The following is a 17,170-nucleotide window of genomic DNA, read 5'->3' on the forward strand; positions in this document are numbered from 1 at the left end:
GTGAATGCAGGATGGATTTCAAAACAGAATTCAAACCTCTGACAGTACAGCCACAGGAGATTGAAGGCAAAAGCTTCGAGATGATTACCGAGGAGCTGGGCGAGCATCCGTTCACGGATGAACAGTATCCAGTCGTGCAACGTGTCATTCACGCATCTGCTGATTTTGAACTAGGTCGGAGCATGGTATTCCACCCTGATGCGATCCAAGCCGGGATTGCAGCACTGCGTGCTGGACAATCTGTTATTGCCGATGTGCAGATGATTCAAGCGGGCGTGAGCAAAGACCGCATTCGCAACTTCGGCGGAGACGTGCATGTACATATCTCCGATCCAGATGTGATGGAGGAAGCGAAACGGTTGAACACAACGCGTGCCATTATTTCCACTCGTAAAGCCACCCAAGCATACGAGGGTGGGATCTACGCGATTGGTAACGCACCAACTGCGTTGCTGGAACTAATCCGTCTGGTTAAAGAAGGCGAAGCGAAGCCCGGCTTGATCATTGGTATGCCCGTAGGATTCGTATCCGCTGCTGAGTCGAAGGATGAGCTGCGCAAACTGGATATCCCATTCATCACCAATATTGGCCGCAAAGGCGGCAGCACCATCGTCGTCGCTGCCCTTAACGCCATCTCAATCATGGCAATGAAATCCTAGTGCTCCTTGTTTGATTACTCATTCGACACATGTTTCATCAATTACAAGGTTTGAACTAACAAGCTATCATCAAGGTCAAAATGGCTGCGAGGTCTGTGGACTAGTAACTCCATTCACCGCGATCTACTAGTAGAGGTGAATGAATAGTTACCCCAATGCATTCCAGCCAAGGTCAACCATTTAATCCATGGCTGTAATGTCTCTACGTGCCATGGTCAAAATGGCTGCGAGGTCTGTAGACTAGTAACTCCATTCACCGCGATCTACTAGTAGAGGTGATTGAATAGTTACCCAAATGCATTTCAGCCAAGGTCAGCCATTTAATCCGTGGCTGTAATGTCTCTACGTGCCAAGGTAAAAATGGCTGCGAGGTCTGTGAATTAGTAACTCCATTCACCGCGATCTACTAGTAGCGGTGAATGAATAGTTACCCAAATGCATTTCAGCCAAGGTCAGCCATTTAATCCATGGCTGTAATGTCTCTACGTGCCATGGTCAAAATAGCTGCAAGGTCTACGGATTAGTAACTCCATTCACCGCGATCTACTAGTAGCGGTGAATGAATAGTTACCCCAAATGCCCTCTAGCCCAGGTTTAGTCATTTAAATCAGGGCTGGAGGAATGTACTGTTGTACTTACGAAGTGTGCCAGAGACGCAGGAGGTAGCGCAGGGAACGGAATCGATTCTGTAGAAGCGGAGCGGTCGCATTTGTCCCCGGATTTCTCCCTTAGCATAAGGGGAATCCAAGAAATCTGGGGACAACGGCGATCGAAAGAACGATCCGTTCCCGGAGCGGCCACCCCGGAGTCTCCGCCCTCTGCGGCAAACGTAGTTACCTCAAGTACATCCGACAATTGAAATGATAAGAAAGGACGGGAGGTCAGAGACCATGGAGAAGAAACGCATGAAAAGCGGTGAAGCACCCGATCCCGACAAACCGATGCGATCTGGCTTCACCACAGGGGCGTGTGCCACAGCCGTTGCGAAAGGGGCTACGCAGTTGCTGCTAACCGGAACCGTGCCTGAACAGGCTGTCGTCTCCCTCCCTGCAGGCTTTGACCACTCGTTCGAACTGATCGAGCAAAGCTTAAAGGATGGGGTGGCAACCTGTGCCACGATCAAGGATGCCGGCGATGACCCGGACGCAACACATCTCGCAAAGATTATTGCCCACGTCTCCTGGCGGGATGAACCTGGGATGGAGCTGGATGGGGGAATCGGCGTTGGGCGTGTGACGAAGCCGGGATTGCCTGTTCCAGTTGGCGAAGCAGCGATTAATCCTGTTCCGCGCCGCATGATCACCGAAGCAGTAACGCAGGTCCTCGCCGAACATGGCACAGCGCGAGGGGTGCGTGTGGTCATCAGCGTGCCAGACGGAGAAGAGATCGCGAAGAAAACGCTGAATTCCCGACTTGGCATTCTCGGTGGTATCTCGATTCTGGGTACACGGGGCGTAGTTGTACCGTTCTCCACATCGGCGTACAAAGCCAGCGTCGTGCAGGCGATCTCGGTAGCCCAGGCTTCCGGTTGTGAACATATCGTCCTGACCACTGGAGGAAGCAGTGAGAAATATGCGATGAAGATGATGCCTGAACTGCCGGAGGAAGCTTTTATTCAGATGGGCGATTTTGTTGGCTTTGCGATCAAGCATGGCAAGCGGCTAGGGATGAAACGCATCAGTCTGGTCGGCATGCCGGGTAAGTTTGCCAAGGTGGCACAAGGTGTCATGATGGTACATTCCAAGAGTGCGCCGGTGGATTTTGGATTTCTTGCGTCCGTCGCTCGGGAGACGGGAGCCGGAGATGAGCTGGCGCAAGCGATCGAGGAAGCCAACACGGCGACTCAGGTAGCGGATATGATGACCGAAGCAGGATATTTGCCCTATTTTGAGCGGTTATGTACATATGCCTGTCGGCACTGTCTGGAGCATGCAGGCGGTGGCATGACGGTGGAAGTGGTCTTGGTAACGATGAAAGGAATGGAACTTGGGAGGGCGGAAATCAGTGAACTTGACGACAACAACTGGAGTAAAGGATCGTAAAATCCACATCATTGGTATAGGCGAAGACGGTGCAGCGGGGCTGACATCCGAATGTTTGAACATGATCCAAGCAGCTAACGTACTTGTTGGCGGTGAACGTCTACTGCAACACTTCCCTGCATTTGCAGGCGAGAAGCTTGCGATTAAGAGTGGTTTAAGTGATCTTGTTGTGAAAATAAAAGCGCTTCACGCCACACAAAATGTTGTTGTGCTGGCTTCAGGAGACCCGCTGTTCTACGGCATTGCCGGGTATCTGGCGCGTAAGCTTGGCTCGGATCAATTGCAGATCCGACCTCATTTGAGCTCGCTGCAGCTCGCATTTGCCCAGCTCGGCGAGAGCTGGCAGGACGCCGTGCTCGAAAGTGTGCACGGACGTCCGCTCAAGGGACTCGCACAGCGCATCGATGGCAAAGCCAAGGTTGCGCTGCTCACCGATGAGCAGAACAGCCCGGCGGCCATTGCAGCCTATCTGCAACAATTCGGCATGACCGAATATGACGCCTATGTGGCTGAGAATCTGGGCGCGGCAGATGAACGTGCCCGTCATTATACATTGGACGAGCTGGCGGCAGCCGAATGCAGCCCACTAAATGTAGTTATATTGCTGCGCCGCAAGGACGCACCAGCACCACGCAAAGGATTTGGCTTCTCGGATGAAGAGTTTCACCAACGCAAGCCGGAGAAAGGCCTAATCACGAAGCGCGAAGTGCGTGTGTTCAGCTTATCGGAGCTGCAACTCGCAGAGGATAGCGTTGTCTGGGATATCGGCGCAGGCTCAGGATCGGTGGCTGTGGAGTGCACACGGCTCGCGCCGAAGGGACAAGTCTTCGCTATTGAAAAAAATGAAGGTGACCTCGTCAACATCGAGGCCAATCGAGTGAAATTCCGAACGGACTTTACCGTCCTTCATGCCAAAGCACCAGCAGGGCTGGACGAACTACCGAATCCGGATGCGGTGTTCATCGGTGGCAGCGGCGGTGAACTCGCGCAACTGATCGCCCTATGTGCGTCCCGGCTGCGCCCAGAGGGACGCATCGTGGTGAATGCAGCGACAATTGAGACGCTGCATGACAGCATGAAGGCGATGCGCGAAGCAGGCATGGACGCATCGGTGACGTTGCTTCAGACGGCGCGTAGCAAGCCGATTTTGAACATGACTCGTTTTGACGGACTGAACCCGATTTATGTGATTACAGGACAGTATGTTGTTGCAGAGAACACAGAGGCACCAGCAGCGGGAACAACAGCAGGAGCGGCAGAATGATCGGTGAAACAGAGAACAAGGGGGATAACAACATGAGCATGGGAGCAGTAGGCACACTATATGGCGTGGGTGTTGGGCCAGGAGACCCGGAGCTGATTACCGTCAAAGCATACCGTATGATCAGGGAATGCCCTGTAGTCGCTTATCCGAAGAAACGCAAGGGTGGTAAATCCTACGCCCATGAGATCGTGGAGTTGTACGTGAATCCCGAAGAGAAGGAAATGCTGGGTCTGATCTTCCCGATGACGAAAGACCCTGTCGTACTGGAACGTGAATGGGGTAAAACCGTTGAGGCATGTTGGGGTGCGCTCAAGGAAGGGAAAGACGTCGCTTTTGTGACCGAAGGAGACCCGAATCTATATAGCACATTCATTCACTTGGCACGTCTGATGCGCGAGTTGCATCCTGAAGTGCCGATTTCCTCTATTCCAGGTATCTCATCTGTACTAGGTGCAGCGGCAGCGCTGGATATCCATCTGGCGGATGGGGACGAGCAGGTGGGCATCATCCCAGCAACAGCTGACAAAGAGGCTATGCGACAAGCGATTGAGCATCACGATACGATTGTATTTATCAAAGTGGCAAAGGTGCTTGACCTGATGCTGGAACTGCTGGAAGAGATGGGTCTGGGCGGCAAAGCCTCGGTCGTTACCAAAGTCACCTCTCCCTACGAACTGATCTGGCGTGATGCCCGTGAACTGAAAGGGCAGGAGCTGGAATATCTGAGCCTGATGGTGGTGAGCAAATGAAGACATTGGAACCGAAAGTATATATCGTAGGTGCAGGTCCAGGAGACCCGGAGCTGATCACAGTAAAAGGTTCGAATATTTTGCGAAGTGCCGATCTGGTGCTCTATACCGATTCACTTGTGAATGATGAACTTATTGCTACAGCGAAGCCGGAAGCCGAAGTGTTGCAAAGCTCAGGCATGGATCTGGAGCGTCAAGTTGAGCTGATGACGGAGGCAACGCGTAATGGGCGTAGTGTAGCTCGTGTACATACAGGAGACCCAGCAATGTACGGGGCAATTTTAGAGCAGATGGTGTTGCTCAAGCAGCAAGGTGTGGACTATGAGATTATTCCTGGCGTTAGCTCGGTCTTTGCTTCAGCAGCGGCCTTAGGGGCAGAGCTGACTGTGCCTGAGCTGACTCAGACTGTTATTCTGACCCGTGCAGAAGGGCGTACACCTGTACCAGAACGGGAGAAACTGCGTGACCTCGCATCACATCACTGTACTGTTGCGCTGTTCCTGAGTGCAACACTTGCGAAAAAAGTCGTGGTTGAATTCCTCGCCGCAGGCTGGAGTGAGGATACACCGGTTGCAGTGGTGCAACGTGCCACGTGGCCTGATCAGAAAATTGTGCGTACAACGCTGGCTAATCTTGCCGCTGACCTGCGCGCCGCAGGCATTACAATGCATGCGATGATTCTCGCTGGCTGGGCGCTTGACCCAGACCTTGTGAATCGGGATGCGCACCGCTCCAAGCTATATGACAAATCCTTCACCCACGGGTACCGTAAAGGAGTGAAGTCCGGTGAGTAATCCATATGCGACGGTAGCCATCACCAAGCATGGGGTAGAGATGGTACGCAACATGGCTGGACAATTTCCGGGTACGGATGTCTTTTATATGACGAAGTTCGCCCGTGGAGATGAGCAGCAGCTTGGCTACAACATGTTCGAGGGGTCCGTGAAGCTGATTCTGCCGGACTTGTTCAAACGGTATAATGGTATTATTTTATTCATATCTCTGGGTGCTGTAGTACGCATGATTGCACCGCTATTAGTGGACAAAAAAGTTGATCCGGCTGTTCTGGTCATTGATGATCGCGGAGAACATGTCATCAGCGTACTGTCGGGTCATTTAGGCGGTGCCAATGAGTTGACCCGTCAGGTGGCAGAGGTGCTTGGCGCACGCCCTGTGATTACGACAGCTTCAGATGTGCAGGGGACGATCCCTGTGGATCTGTTTGGCCGTGAGCTCGGCTGGACAATAGACAGCTTCGATAAGGCTACGCCCGTGAGTGCAGCAGTTGTGAATGAGGAGCCAGTTGCGCTGATTCAGGAGACGGGGGAGCGGAATTGGTGGAAATACGATAAACCTGTCCCGGATCATATTCGTACCTTTCATAGCATGGCGGAGACAGAGTCATTTGCATTCAATGCGGCACTCGTAATTAGTGATCGGCTGCTCACCGATGAGGAACAGCAGCGATTCATGAGTAACGGTGTGTTGTACCGTCCCAAAAGTCTAGTCCTAGGCATGGGCTGCAATCGAGGGACATCCTTGGAGGAATTGGAGCAGGAGGTTCTTGCGACGCTTGCAGAACAGTCTCTTTCCGTGAAGAGTGTGCGTAACATAGCCACCATTGATCTGAAAAAGGATGAGGAAGGTTTGCTCGCGTTATGCCAAAAGTATGGCTGGGAGCTGGTTACCTATTCCCCTGCTGAACTAAACACGGTCACTCTGCCGAACCCATCCGAGACGGTATTTAAATATACAGGAGCATATGGCGTCAGTGAGCCAGCGGCACTGCTATCCTCCGGGGCAGACCACTGGTTGCTGGAGAAGAAGAAAAGCGGGAATCTGACGATTTCGATCGCACGCATTCCGTTTAAACCTTGAACTAACGTTATATAGATAACCGCATCGGTATTCGGTGCGGTTTTGTTATATCAGTCTTTGTGCACGAAATATGCAGATAAGGTAGGGAATTCATATGATGACAAGTGATAAACCACATGCTGCACATGTCAGACCCCGGCTAATTATTGCGGGGACAGGAAGTGGTGCAGGCAAAACAACGGTAACGCTAGGTTTAATGAAAGCTCTCGCTGAGCGGGGACTACGTGTACAGGGCTTCAAGTGCGGCCCAGACTACATCGATCCGACCTATCATACGGCGGTGACCGGCAGGGCATCTCGCAATCTGGACGCATGGATGACCTCACCGGAGTATGTATGTCATACATTTGTGCAAGCAGCGGATGGGCAGGATATTTCGATCATTGAAGGAGTCATGGGATTGTACGATGGCAAAGACCCGCTCAGCAATACCGGCTCAACTGCTGAGATTGCGATGGTCACGCAGACACCTGTGATCCTGGTTGTGGATGTTCGGAGTATGGCACGCAGTGCGGCAGCGATTGTGCTTGGGTTTCAACAGTTGGAGCCTGAGCTGAATATTGCAGGTGTTATTGTAAACCGCTGCGGGAGTGCAGGACATTACCAGATTGTGAAGAAGGCGATTGAGCAAATGTGCGATATCCCTGTGGTAGGCTGGCTGAAACGAGAGGATGATATGTCAATTCCAGAGCGTCATCTTGGTTTGGTTCCCGCCATTGAACGAGGCGAACTTGACCCGTTATTTCAGCGCGCCGCTGATGCACTTCGTGAGGGTGCGGATTTGGATTTAATTCTGAGGATTGCTGGCGCAGCACCGCCGCTGGAATCGAAGAGCCTTGTATCTGAATTGGAAGAGCAGCAGCTTTCTGATGATGAGAAACGTTCTCAGTCTGTGCATCCCTCGGAACAGGATCAATATCAACAAGAACCACAACAGCAGTTAATGACACATCAAAATCAACAAGATCATCAAGAAAAAAATGAACATCAGCAGCACCAAGAGCGCCAAAACGATCAACAACATCAAATACGTCCTGTCATCGCAATTGCACGGGATGCGGCGTTTAACTTCTATTATCCGGACAACCTGGAGTTGCTTGAGGAAGCTGGCGCGAAGCTTACGTATTTCAGCCCAATTGCGGGTGAAGGTATTCCAGCGGATGCAGACAGCATCTATCTGGGAGGTGGTTTTCCAGAAGAATTTGCTGAAGCTATCGCATCAAATCACTTGTTTCTAGAAGGGCTGCGTCAGGCTGCACGTCAGCATATGCCTGTGTTTGCCGAATGTGGGGGTTATATGGTGCTTGCCGAAACGTTAACAGATCGACAGGGGGTAACGTTTAACATGGCGGGTATTGTTCCTGCACATGTGCAGATGCAAACCACGCGCGCAGCCCTTGGATATCGTGAGGCGAGTGCCGTTCAGGATTCATTTTTGCTGGAAAAGGGAGATATACTGCGAGGTCATGAATTCCATTATTCGACGATGACCTATCACGATTCAGATACGATTCCATATGCCTATGAAACGAAAGGGATGCGAGGGTTGAAGCCAGAGGGATACAATTCAGGTCATATTCTAGCTGGGTACACCCATGTGCATCTTGGTTCTAACCCGGCAGTTGCTAACAGATGGGTAGAGCATTGTCGCATGTATCGACAAAGTAAGCAGAAGGATGTAGAGTGACTCTATTCTTGTTCAATTATCTGAGACTTTGGTCGTGAAGTTGGCCGCTAATCGTCAGAATTAAAGGTTTTTGCCTGCATATGTGGAATGACTTACATACTGCCCAGAGCATCGTGGATGCTGGACTGGCCAGTGATGACATATATACAATTGACGAGTGCACCTGTGACTCTCTTGGGACAAACTCTCTAAAGGTAACGGAATTTCGGGATATGCTTATGAATAATGCGGCTATACTAAGAAGTAGTAGTGAACATGTCCGCGAATCTGAACTATAGGCATAGCATCTCGTAGATTAGGGATTAGGTATACTGAGCCTACCGTCATGAGGGTTTTGAAGGAGATTAACCTGCTTATTTGGATCGCAAGGGGGACATGCTTTTTCGGACACTTTATAATAGGAATTAGAAAGGGGATTACATGTAATGGATCATCGTAAAAAGGCATTATTGCTCGGCGATTACACACATCCCGATTGGCACCCGCTTCAGGGTGTGGATGCTGAGATTAGCCGGATTTTTCATGATATTATGACTGTGCAATGCAGTGAGAACCGCAATATGTTATTACAAGAAAATATCACAGGGTTTGATGTGTGTATTTCATATATGGACGATTGGAAGGGAAAAGTCTCTCCACAGCAAACGGCAGGATTACTGTCCTATGTAAGCAATGGCGGAGGTTTGCTCATTTTGCATAACGGAATCACGCTCCAAAACCGATACGAACTCAAGCAGATGATTGGTGCGAAATTTTTGCAGCATCCACCGTATGCTCCGCTGGAATTCACGGTCACTGCGGAATCACATCCTGTGACAGAAGGGATTACCGGATTTACGCTGGAAGAAGAGCCTTATCAGTTTGAGTTTGGTTCTTTCTCCGAAACAAAAGTATTGCTTGAGTATCAGTCGGAAGAAGGGCCAAAGCCAGCGGCTTGGGCGCATAGATATGGTTTGGGACGGATTGTGTACTTGATGCCAGGACATCATGTGCCAACGTTTGCCCACGAGACGTATCGGAAGTTAATCTTCCAAGCAGGCAAATGGGCTGCACGTTACGTGTAACATATCGGTGTATGTTGTGTTACTTGTGTGTACGGACTTTTTGAACGACCTCTAATAGGGGTATAATATATGCATTAATGAAAGAGGGGGATGACAGGAATGAGCGATTTGTTCAAAAAGGCGATTTCATTGGGGCTGGGTCTTACCGTCGTAAGCAAGGAGAAGATTGAAAAAACAGTGGATGATCTAGTAAAACGCGGTGAACTCGCGCCGGGTGAATCCAAAGCTCTGGTTGAGCGTCTGATGGAACGAGGCGATGAGGAGCAAGGCCAGTTGAAGAGGGTGATTCACGAACAGGTTAAACGTGTGCTGCAGGAAGTGGGCGTACCTTCAAAAGATGAAGTAACAAGTCTAGAGCAACGTGTAGCGCTCCTTGAGAAGAAACTTGCAGAACTGAACCAGACACCACAGCTTCAAACGGATAGCTCCCCTGCTCCACTTGAAGTCCCTCCTCTCAAAGGAAATGAGATCGAGTAGATGGCTGTACGAATTAAACATGTCGGCAGATACCGGGAAATTGCCATGGCGCTGGTGCGTCATGGCTTCGGTTATATGGTCGAGGAGTTGGGATTGTTCCAAATTCTCGCCTTACCCCGCCGATGGATGTCACGTGAAGCCCACACGACCAAAACACTGAGTGAGCGTATACGGCTAGTGCTGCAGGAGCTGGGGCCGGCTTTCGTTAAGCTGGGGCAATTGGCGAGCACACGGGCAGATTTATTGCCTGAGTCGGTCATTCGTGAACTGGTGAAACTGCAGGATCAGGTTCCGCCATTTTCTTCGGAGACGGCCAGGGGTATTTTGGAACAGGAATTGGATATACCGCTGGAAGAGATCTTCTCCCGGTTCGAGGATACCCCTGTAGCTGCGGCCAGCATTGGTCAGGTGCATTTGGGTAAACTTCAGAGCGGTGAGGCGGTTGCGATCAAAATCCAGCGACCTGGCATCTCACGAATAGTGCAGCGAGATTTGGATATTTTACGCGAATTGACCGCGATGGCAGAGAAACGCTGGGATTGGGTCAAGCAGTATCAGATTCCGCAAATGGTTGAGGAGTATGCACAGGCTCTTATGGCCGAGCTAGATTATACCATTGAGGCGAGAAATACCGAGAAGATCGCACAGCAATATCAACCGGACGAGAAGGTGAAGATTCCGACGATTTACTGGGATCAGACGTCTTCCCGTGTGCTTACGATGGAGTATATCGAAGGAATCAAGCTGAATGACCGTGAACAATTAGTTAAAAAAGGACATGACCTGAACGATATTGCACAGCGGCTGGTAGATTCGTTATTGAATCAAATTTTCATTCACGGCTTTTTCCATGCCGACCCACATCCAGGTAACCTGATGGTGCTCAAGGATGGTAGATTAGCCTTTATTGACTTTGGTATGGTAGGAACGCTGAGTGACGAGATGAAGCAGCAGCTAGCTACACTTATTATTGGACTGATGCGCAAAGATACGGACAGTATGGTTCGTTCCATTGAGAAGCTGGGCATGATGCCTGATGATATGGATCTGCGGGGACTACATGTCGATCTGGACAAGCTCAGAACAAAATATTACGATATTCCATTCTCTAAGATCAGTGTAGGTGAGGCACTCAATGACCTGTTTGGTGTGGCTCAGCGGCACCGCGTGGTGATGCCTGCGGATATACTGCTGTTAGGGAAGTCGCTACTGACGATGGAAGGTGTAATCGAGCATCTCGATCCATCCTTGAGTATTGTTGATATGGCGGAGCCCTTTGGACGTAAACTGATTAAGGAACGATTCAGCCCAGGCAGGATCAAAAATAAACTGTTCCGCAGTGCGGCTGATATGGCAGAGAGTGTGATTGGATTGCCAGGCCAGCTACGGCAGTTATCTTCTATAATCAGCAAAGGAAAGCTGCGATTGGAAGTCAGTGTGCCTGAACTTGAGACGCTGCTGCGAAGGTTGGATCAGATCAGTAACCGTCTATCATTCAGTATCGTACTACTTGCCTTCTGTATCATTATGGTCGGACTTATTATCGGTTCATCAATCAGTCATCAGGCAACGATGCTATGGGACATACCAGTGATTGAGATTGGATTTCTCGTGGCTATTCTGATGGTAGCGTTTCTGCTCTATTCAATTTTCAAATCAGGGCGGTTCTAGACGGTAATTGAACGAAACAAAGGATATTTACACTCTAGCCACTCCGATGACAGAATAACATTCTGATCGCTGTTATCCCCAGATTTTTTTTGATTCCCTTTGAAAAGGGTAAAATCCGGGGATAAAGGCGAACGCTTCGCTTCTCCATGTTATTTCTGTCCTCTCCGTTCTGGTGTAAATGTTTAGTTCAAAAATATAGCTAGAACCGTGATTTATTGGGGAGTAAATATTACGAGGCTGTCTCAAAGTCACATAAGTGACTTGAAGACAGCCTCATTTAGTTTGATATGAAGTGCAATAAGAAGGACTGTCCGTGTCCGACTGAATTTTAGGATTTATATAAAATGAACTAAAGAGTATTACACTTGCCACTGCTCGTTGTATATAGAGCTTCCTCAAACCAAAACATGTTATACCGCCAAGCCCATACACATGCATGGGTCTTTTTTGAAGGCTTCAGCTAGCTAAATTAACGCAATGAAAAATCATGTATGCTGGATGCAAGTTTACCCGAAACCTCGCCATTCACGGCATATTCGCTACCGCTCCATTCCAAGACGTAAGCCCCGCCACGCATGCCTTGTGGATACCCCTCTTCAAAATTAGTCCAGATGAGAGTATTGTTTGCAGCAATTGTCTTCTCGAAATAGATTTTATCCGTGCTCCCCTGATGTGTCAGAGTGACTTTGACTGGATGGATACTATTATTTTTCATGATGAGTTTAAGATGTCCACGACCTGCATCTATGTTAAATGCGTTAAGAACCGAAGTGCCGCCAATCGCTTTATGTTCCCAATCTGCATCCTTAGTAGAAGGTTCAGTCTCATCTCCTCCATCCGCGGACGTATGAATCACCGAGTAGGTGGTTTCCGTTGGAAGTAAGCTGTCTTGCGAGTCGCCGGAATGTGTCCTGTCCGAGGTGACACCTACAAGAAATGTGATGAAAGTAGTCACTGCGATGGTTAGCAATAAGGTGACCATTACTCTTTTCTTCATAAATCATAGTCCTCCAAATTGAAATATATAAAAAGGAACAAAGTATGATAGAACGGTTTATTCTATAATATGTAAATCGTTATGTGTAATTAACTATAATAGGTATTTTTTCTGAATTTAAACCATGACGGCTCAAAGAGCAAGTTATATTTTTTGACTAATTAGAGCATATCGGAGTAATTTATAGAAAAAGGAAGATATTAAAAGATAATTCGTTATTATATCCACATAAACGTATTCGTACATATATAGCACATTGTCTATAATAATAGGTCAGTACATAACGGATCCGGTTTTTCTGAGAGGGGAAAACCAAGAGTATCATGAGTTTAAAGTATCAGTCGTTTCATCATGATAACTCATTCGTGTCTTAAAGACCGGAATGAATCGATGGAATTTAGGTGGATTCACACTGGAACGGATGTCGGTGTAGACCTGCATTATTTTTGCTGTGCAGTAATCTCGGATGGTTATGAAGTCATACCACAGGTGCAAATGATCATTTGCGGATCATGTATTCCGCTATTTTGTGCTGGTTGCCTTCGTAAATCGGTGAAGAATCGTTCTCTCGATGATCGGGTACGCATTTTAAATTTGGTGTTATAGAGCGGGAGGATCAGCAAGAAATATATGAATACGTTAAAACAACAGTGGTTTGGCAACATTCGCGGAGATGTGCTGGCAGGTATTACGGTTGCGCTCGCACTTATTCCCGAAGCGATTGCCTTCTCCATCATTGCAGGTGTCGATCCGATGGTCGGATTGTACGCTTCTATTACGATTGCTATCGTGATTTCGATTGCCGGAGGCAGACCGGGTATGATCTCGGCTGCAACAGGTGCTATGGCAGTGCTCATGGTTGGACTTGTCAAAGATTATGGTTTGGAATATCTGTTTGCAGCAACCATACTGACAGGGATTATTCAATTTATATTAGGTATCTTTAAAGTGGGACGATTTATAACCTTTGTGCCGCATTCGGTGTTGACCGGATTTGTGAATGCACTGGCGATTCTCATCTTTATGGCACAACTTACGCATTTTACAGGCGCGAATTGGATGATGTATGCGATGGTTGCGGGCACGCTGGCGATTGTTTATATTTTGCCAAGGTTCTTCAAAGCGGTACCGGCTCCACTCATTGCGATTATTATCATGACGATTATTACGATGGTCTTTCACTTAGATGTGAAAACGGTAGAAAATATGGGTAATCTGACAAGTACACTTCCGATGTTCCATTTGCCTAATATAGCTTGGACATGGGATACACTGATGATTCTGTTACCGTATTCCTTCACGATGGCACTGGTAGGTTTGCTAGAATCACTGTTGACTGCAACCATTGTTGATGAGATGACGGAGACGAAGAGCAGCAAAAACCGCGAGGTACGTGGTCAGGGGATTGCGAATTTTGTGAATGGATTCTTCGGTGGTATGGGTGGTTGTGCGATGATCGGGCAATCGGTCATTAATGTGAAGTCGGGTGGACGTGGACGTTTATCCACCTTCACGGCAGGAGCTTTTCTGGCAATTCTGTTGCTACTTTTCAGTGGTGTAGTCAAGCAGGTACCGATGGGTGCGCTCGTAGGTGTTATGTTTATGGTATGCATCGGAACCTTTGACTGGAGTTCAGTTAAAAATATTGCTCGTGTACCTCGGGCGGAAGCCATTGTCATGATCATTACCGTGGCAATAGTGGTCTATACTCACGACCTGTCCATTGGAGTTATGGTCGGAGTTGTACTCAGTGTGCTGCATTTCGGCTGGAAACAGACCAAGATTCGTGTACAGGCAAGCCAGGAGCAAGGGCAGAAGACTTATCAAGTTTATGGACCGTTTTTCTTCGGTTCATCCTCTCATTTTGTTGATCATTTCAATGCAGAGGCTGATCCAGAAGAGATCACGATTGATTTTGGCGGGTCACATATCTGGGATAATACAGCGGTCGTTGCGATTGGCAAGGTGAAGTTCAAATATGCGAAGCTTGGCAAAACTGTGCATCTGCGTGGACTGAATGAGGAAAGCTCGCGTTTGCTAGAGCGTAGCGGATTTGCCACATCGGGCGGACATGGATCATAAATGGATTTAAACTACGTTTAAACCACGACAGGATGATATGGTTTGTAGCTGAATGAAGTGGTTTTTATAGCGCTGGAATCAAGTGATTTATAGCGGTAGATAAATGAAATGGTTCATATCGTCTAAACAAAGTGATTTGCCAAGCAGACCAGAACGAACTGCTATATAAGTAAAAGGTGCTAACTTACAGCGGTGACTTCTCTCAGAGGATTTAACTCGGGAGAGGGCGCCGCTGTTCTAGTTTTAACGAACCTAACACGTCTTATATGGGGGTAGTGCATGCTTTTGTTTTTCTAACGAATCACAGACACGTTAATCTGCCAGGTATCGCCAATATGTCCTCTGTTTGTACGGATATATTGTGTAATAGGGCGGTTGGAATTCGTTAGAAATGACAACTCGCTAAATACGCTGGAATAGAGTGCGTTAGGTTCGTTAGAAATTCGGGATACTTCGTTGAAAACGGTCTGCTACAAATCTCGGAATTTGTGATACAAGTTAGCGGGGAAAGCGGTATCCCCTTTTGTTTTGCTTGACTAACGTGTAAACTACAGGGTATGGAGAAGAAGAGCAACGAGTGGAGTGCTTTTCAAAAATTCATTTCATAATCATGATTGAAATAAGAGAAACTATGTAGGTTGAAAATAGACATTTTACACTGATTAGATGGTTATTAAGTCATTAGAGTGGTCATTGTAAAGTAAACTGGTTCAATTTATTACGCGAGTCATTATGAAATGGACTTATCTAAATGAATATACAGAGGTGTAACGATTGGCAAACTTTGAACAACTGGGCATTCGTCCAGAATGGTGCGAAATCCTGAAGCATCAGGGAATCGCTGTTGCGACTCCGGTACAGGAACGTTCGATTCCCGTACTACTCGGAGGACGCGATATTATTGCTGAGGCACAGACAGGCACAGGGAAAACACTGGCTTTTTTGCTGCCGATTATTCAGAAAATCAACGTATCTGACCGCTCACCGCAAGCGCTAATTATTGCGCCTACACGTGAACTCGCGTTGCAGATTACAGAAGAAGCGAAGAAGCTGACAGCTAATGATGATAAGCTGCATGTGCTTGCTGTATATGGTGGACAAGATGTAGAGAAGCAACTGCGTAAATTGCAGAACGGTACTCAGATTGTGATTGGTACACCGGGACGTCTGCTCGATCACTTGCGCCGTGGCACATTGAAGCTGGATAACGTGAAAAAATTGGTGCTGGACGAAGCAGACCAAATGCTGCACATGGGCTTCTTGGATGATGTGGAGACGATTATTCGTGAACTGCCACACAAACGTCAGACCATGCTGTTCTCGGCAACCATGCCGAAGGGCATTCGGATGCTGGCTAAAAACTACATGAAAGACCCTGAGGATGTCAAAGTATCCTCGAAGTCGGTTATTCCGATCCATCAGATTCGCCAGCAGGTGCTGGAGTGCACGGATCGTGGGAAGTTTGATGCGCTTCGTGGCATGATTGATACGTATCGTCCATACCTCGCGATCATCTTCTGTCGGACGAAGCGTCGTGCCAACAAGCTGAATGAAGATCTGCGCGAAGCAGGGTACGAAAGTGACGAGCTTCACGGAGATCTGTCCCAATCCAAGCGTGAAAATGTCATGAAAGCATTCCGTGATGCCAAATTGCAGATCCTTGTTGCTACGGATGTAGCGGCACGTGGTCTGGACGTTGAGGGCGTAACGCATGTATTCAACTACGATATTCCTCATGATGCGGAAAGTTATATTCACCGAATCGGCCGTACAGGTCGTGCGGGTGGAACAGGTCTCGCTGTTACCTTTGCAACACAGCACGACAGACCGGAGCTTGCGCGTATTGAAGAAGGCACGAATCAGAAGCTGAACCGTATTCAGTGGACGAGTGAAGGGCCAGTAGCTTCTACTGGAGCAACCCGTCGTACCATCAATAGTCAAGGTGATGATGAGCGTTCAGGCGGACGTTCTGCTGGCACGGGCAGTGCTCGTCGCGGTGCAGGTCGTAGCGACCGCAGAGATGGTGGTCGTGGTGGTCGTGGTTCCCGCGGCGGCGAAGGTGGACGCAGTGGTGGACGTAGCGGCGGCCGTAGTGGTGGACGCAGTGGAGATGAGCGTAGCGCTGGACGTGGTTCCGCACGCAGCAGCGACAGCAGTCGCGGCGCTGGTCAAAGCGGACGCAGCGCAGGCCGTAGCGGCGATGAGCGTAGCAGCAGCCGTAGTGGTGGCCGTAGCGCCGAGGGACGTAGCAGCGGCGGCTGGGGTGGACGCAGCGCCGACCCACGCAACGCTGGGCGCGGCGCAGCGAAGGGTGAACGTCGCGATTCACGTCGCGGACGGTAAGATCGATTATGCCAGCGGTAGTATAACCATGCTGGCGTAACGATGAATGCCATGCTGGATGTAAGCATGGCATATATACAAGAGGACTCCGGTACAACGGTACCGAGTTCTCGAACAAGGGTTACGGCAGGGATTTTGCCGTGACCCTTTTTTCCGTGGGAGAAACGCTTTACATCCTGGTACGTATTGGATAGTTATGGATTATTTATAAGGTGAACTGCACTTACGAGTGTAGAGATGGATTGTTGCAAATGTGG

13 protein-coding genes are annotated in these 17,170 nt (G+C 48.8%); 12 read left to right on the plus strand and 1 reads right to left on the minus strand.

Annotation, left to right across the window (positions count from 1 at the left end):
• Positions 1-11: 11 nt before the first annotated feature.
• From J2T19_RS19765 to J2T19_RS19810, 10 genes are all read left to right on the plus strand, one after another.
• Positions 12-659, plus strand: coding sequence for a precorrin-8X methylmutase (locus J2T19_RS19765; protein ID WP_307218748.1), 648 nt, complete (start codon positions 12-14; stop codon positions 657-659).
• Between the two features lie 890 nt (positions 660-1,549).
• Positions 1,550-2,701, plus strand: coding sequence for a cobalt-precorrin-5B (C(1))-methyltransferase (locus J2T19_RS19770; protein ID WP_307218750.1), 1,152 nt, complete (start codon positions 1,550-1,552; stop codon positions 2,699-2,701).
• Positions 2,664-3,965, plus strand: coding sequence for a precorrin-6y C5,15-methyltransferase (decarboxylating) subunit CbiE (gene cbiE, locus J2T19_RS19775; RefSeq protein ID WP_307218753.1), 1,302 nt, complete (start codon positions 2,664-2,666; stop codon positions 3,963-3,965). Before J2T19_RS19770 ends, cbiE begins: the two co-directional genes overlap by 38 nt.
• A gap of 32 nt (positions 3,966-3,997) precedes the next feature.
• Positions 3,998-4,714 (plus strand): precorrin-2 C(20)-methyltransferase, encoded by a 717-nt coding sequence (gene cobI / locus J2T19_RS19780; RefSeq protein ID WP_128103880.1) that lies wholly within the window; start codon positions 3,998-4,000, stop codon positions 4,712-4,714.
• Positions 4,711-5,508, plus strand: a complete 798-nt coding sequence (cobM, locus tag J2T19_RS19785; RefSeq protein WP_056701998.1) for a precorrin-4 C(11)-methyltransferase — start codon at positions 4,711-4,713, stop codon at positions 5,506-5,508. The genes cobI and cobM overlap by 4 nt, the downstream gene beginning before the upstream one ends.
• A complete protein-coding gene (locus J2T19_RS19790; protein ID WP_307218757.1) occupies positions 5,501-6,592 on the plus strand; it encodes a cobalt-precorrin 5A hydrolase in 1,092 nt (363 codons plus the stop codon). The genes cobM and J2T19_RS19790 overlap by 8 nt, the downstream gene beginning before the upstream one ends.
• Positions 6,593-6,689: 97 nt before the next feature.
• The gene (locus J2T19_RS19795; protein WP_307218759.1) at positions 6,690-8,279 is read left to right on the plus strand and encodes a cobyrinic acid a,c-diamide synthase CobB; all 1,590 of its coding nucleotides are present in this window, start codon (positions 6,690-6,692) and stop codon (positions 8,277-8,279) included.
• A gap of 425 nt (positions 8,280-8,704) precedes the next feature.
• On the plus strand, positions 8,705-9,343 hold the full coding sequence (locus tag J2T19_RS19800) for a ThuA domain-containing protein (protein WP_307218762.1): 639 nt from the start codon (positions 8,705-8,707) through the stop codon (positions 9,341-9,343).
• A 99-nt stretch (positions 9,344-9,442) separates the two neighbouring features.
• A complete protein-coding gene (locus tag J2T19_RS19805) occupies positions 9,443-9,820 on the plus strand; it encodes a phasin family protein (RefSeq protein WP_056702003.1) in 378 nt (125 codons plus the stop codon).
• The gene (locus J2T19_RS19810) at positions 9,821-11,491 is read left to right on the plus strand and encodes an ABC1 kinase family protein (protein WP_128103875.1); all 1,671 of its coding nucleotides are present in this window, start codon (positions 9,821-9,823) and stop codon (positions 11,489-11,491) included.
• Between the two features lie 469 nt (positions 11,492-11,960).
• Here J2T19_RS19810 and J2T19_RS19815 read toward each other — a convergent pair whose 3' ends face one another.
• Entirely contained in the window at positions 11,961-12,488 is a 528-nt protein-coding gene (locus J2T19_RS19815) for a pilus assembly protein (RefSeq protein WP_307218767.1), read from the minus strand.
• Between the two features lie 630 nt (positions 12,489-13,118).
• Between J2T19_RS19815 and J2T19_RS19820 the strand changes: the two genes are divergently transcribed.
• Both J2T19_RS19820 and J2T19_RS19825 read left to right on the plus strand, forming a co-directional pair.
• Positions 13,119-14,570 (plus strand): SulP family inorganic anion transporter, encoded by a 1,452-nt coding sequence (locus J2T19_RS19820; RefSeq protein ID WP_307218770.1) that lies wholly within the window; start codon positions 13,119-13,121, stop codon positions 14,568-14,570.
• Positions 14,571-15,344: 774 nt separating this feature from the next.
• A complete protein-coding gene (locus J2T19_RS19825) occupies positions 15,345-16,913 on the plus strand; it encodes a DEAD/DEAH box helicase (protein ID WP_307218772.1) in 1,569 nt (522 codons plus the stop codon).
• Positions 16,914-17,170: the final 257 nt, after the last annotated feature.

Source organism: Paenibacillus tundrae, assembly GCF_030812775.1.
GTDB lineage: Bacteria > Bacillota > Bacilli > Paenibacillales > Paenibacillaceae > Paenibacillus > Paenibacillus tundrae_A.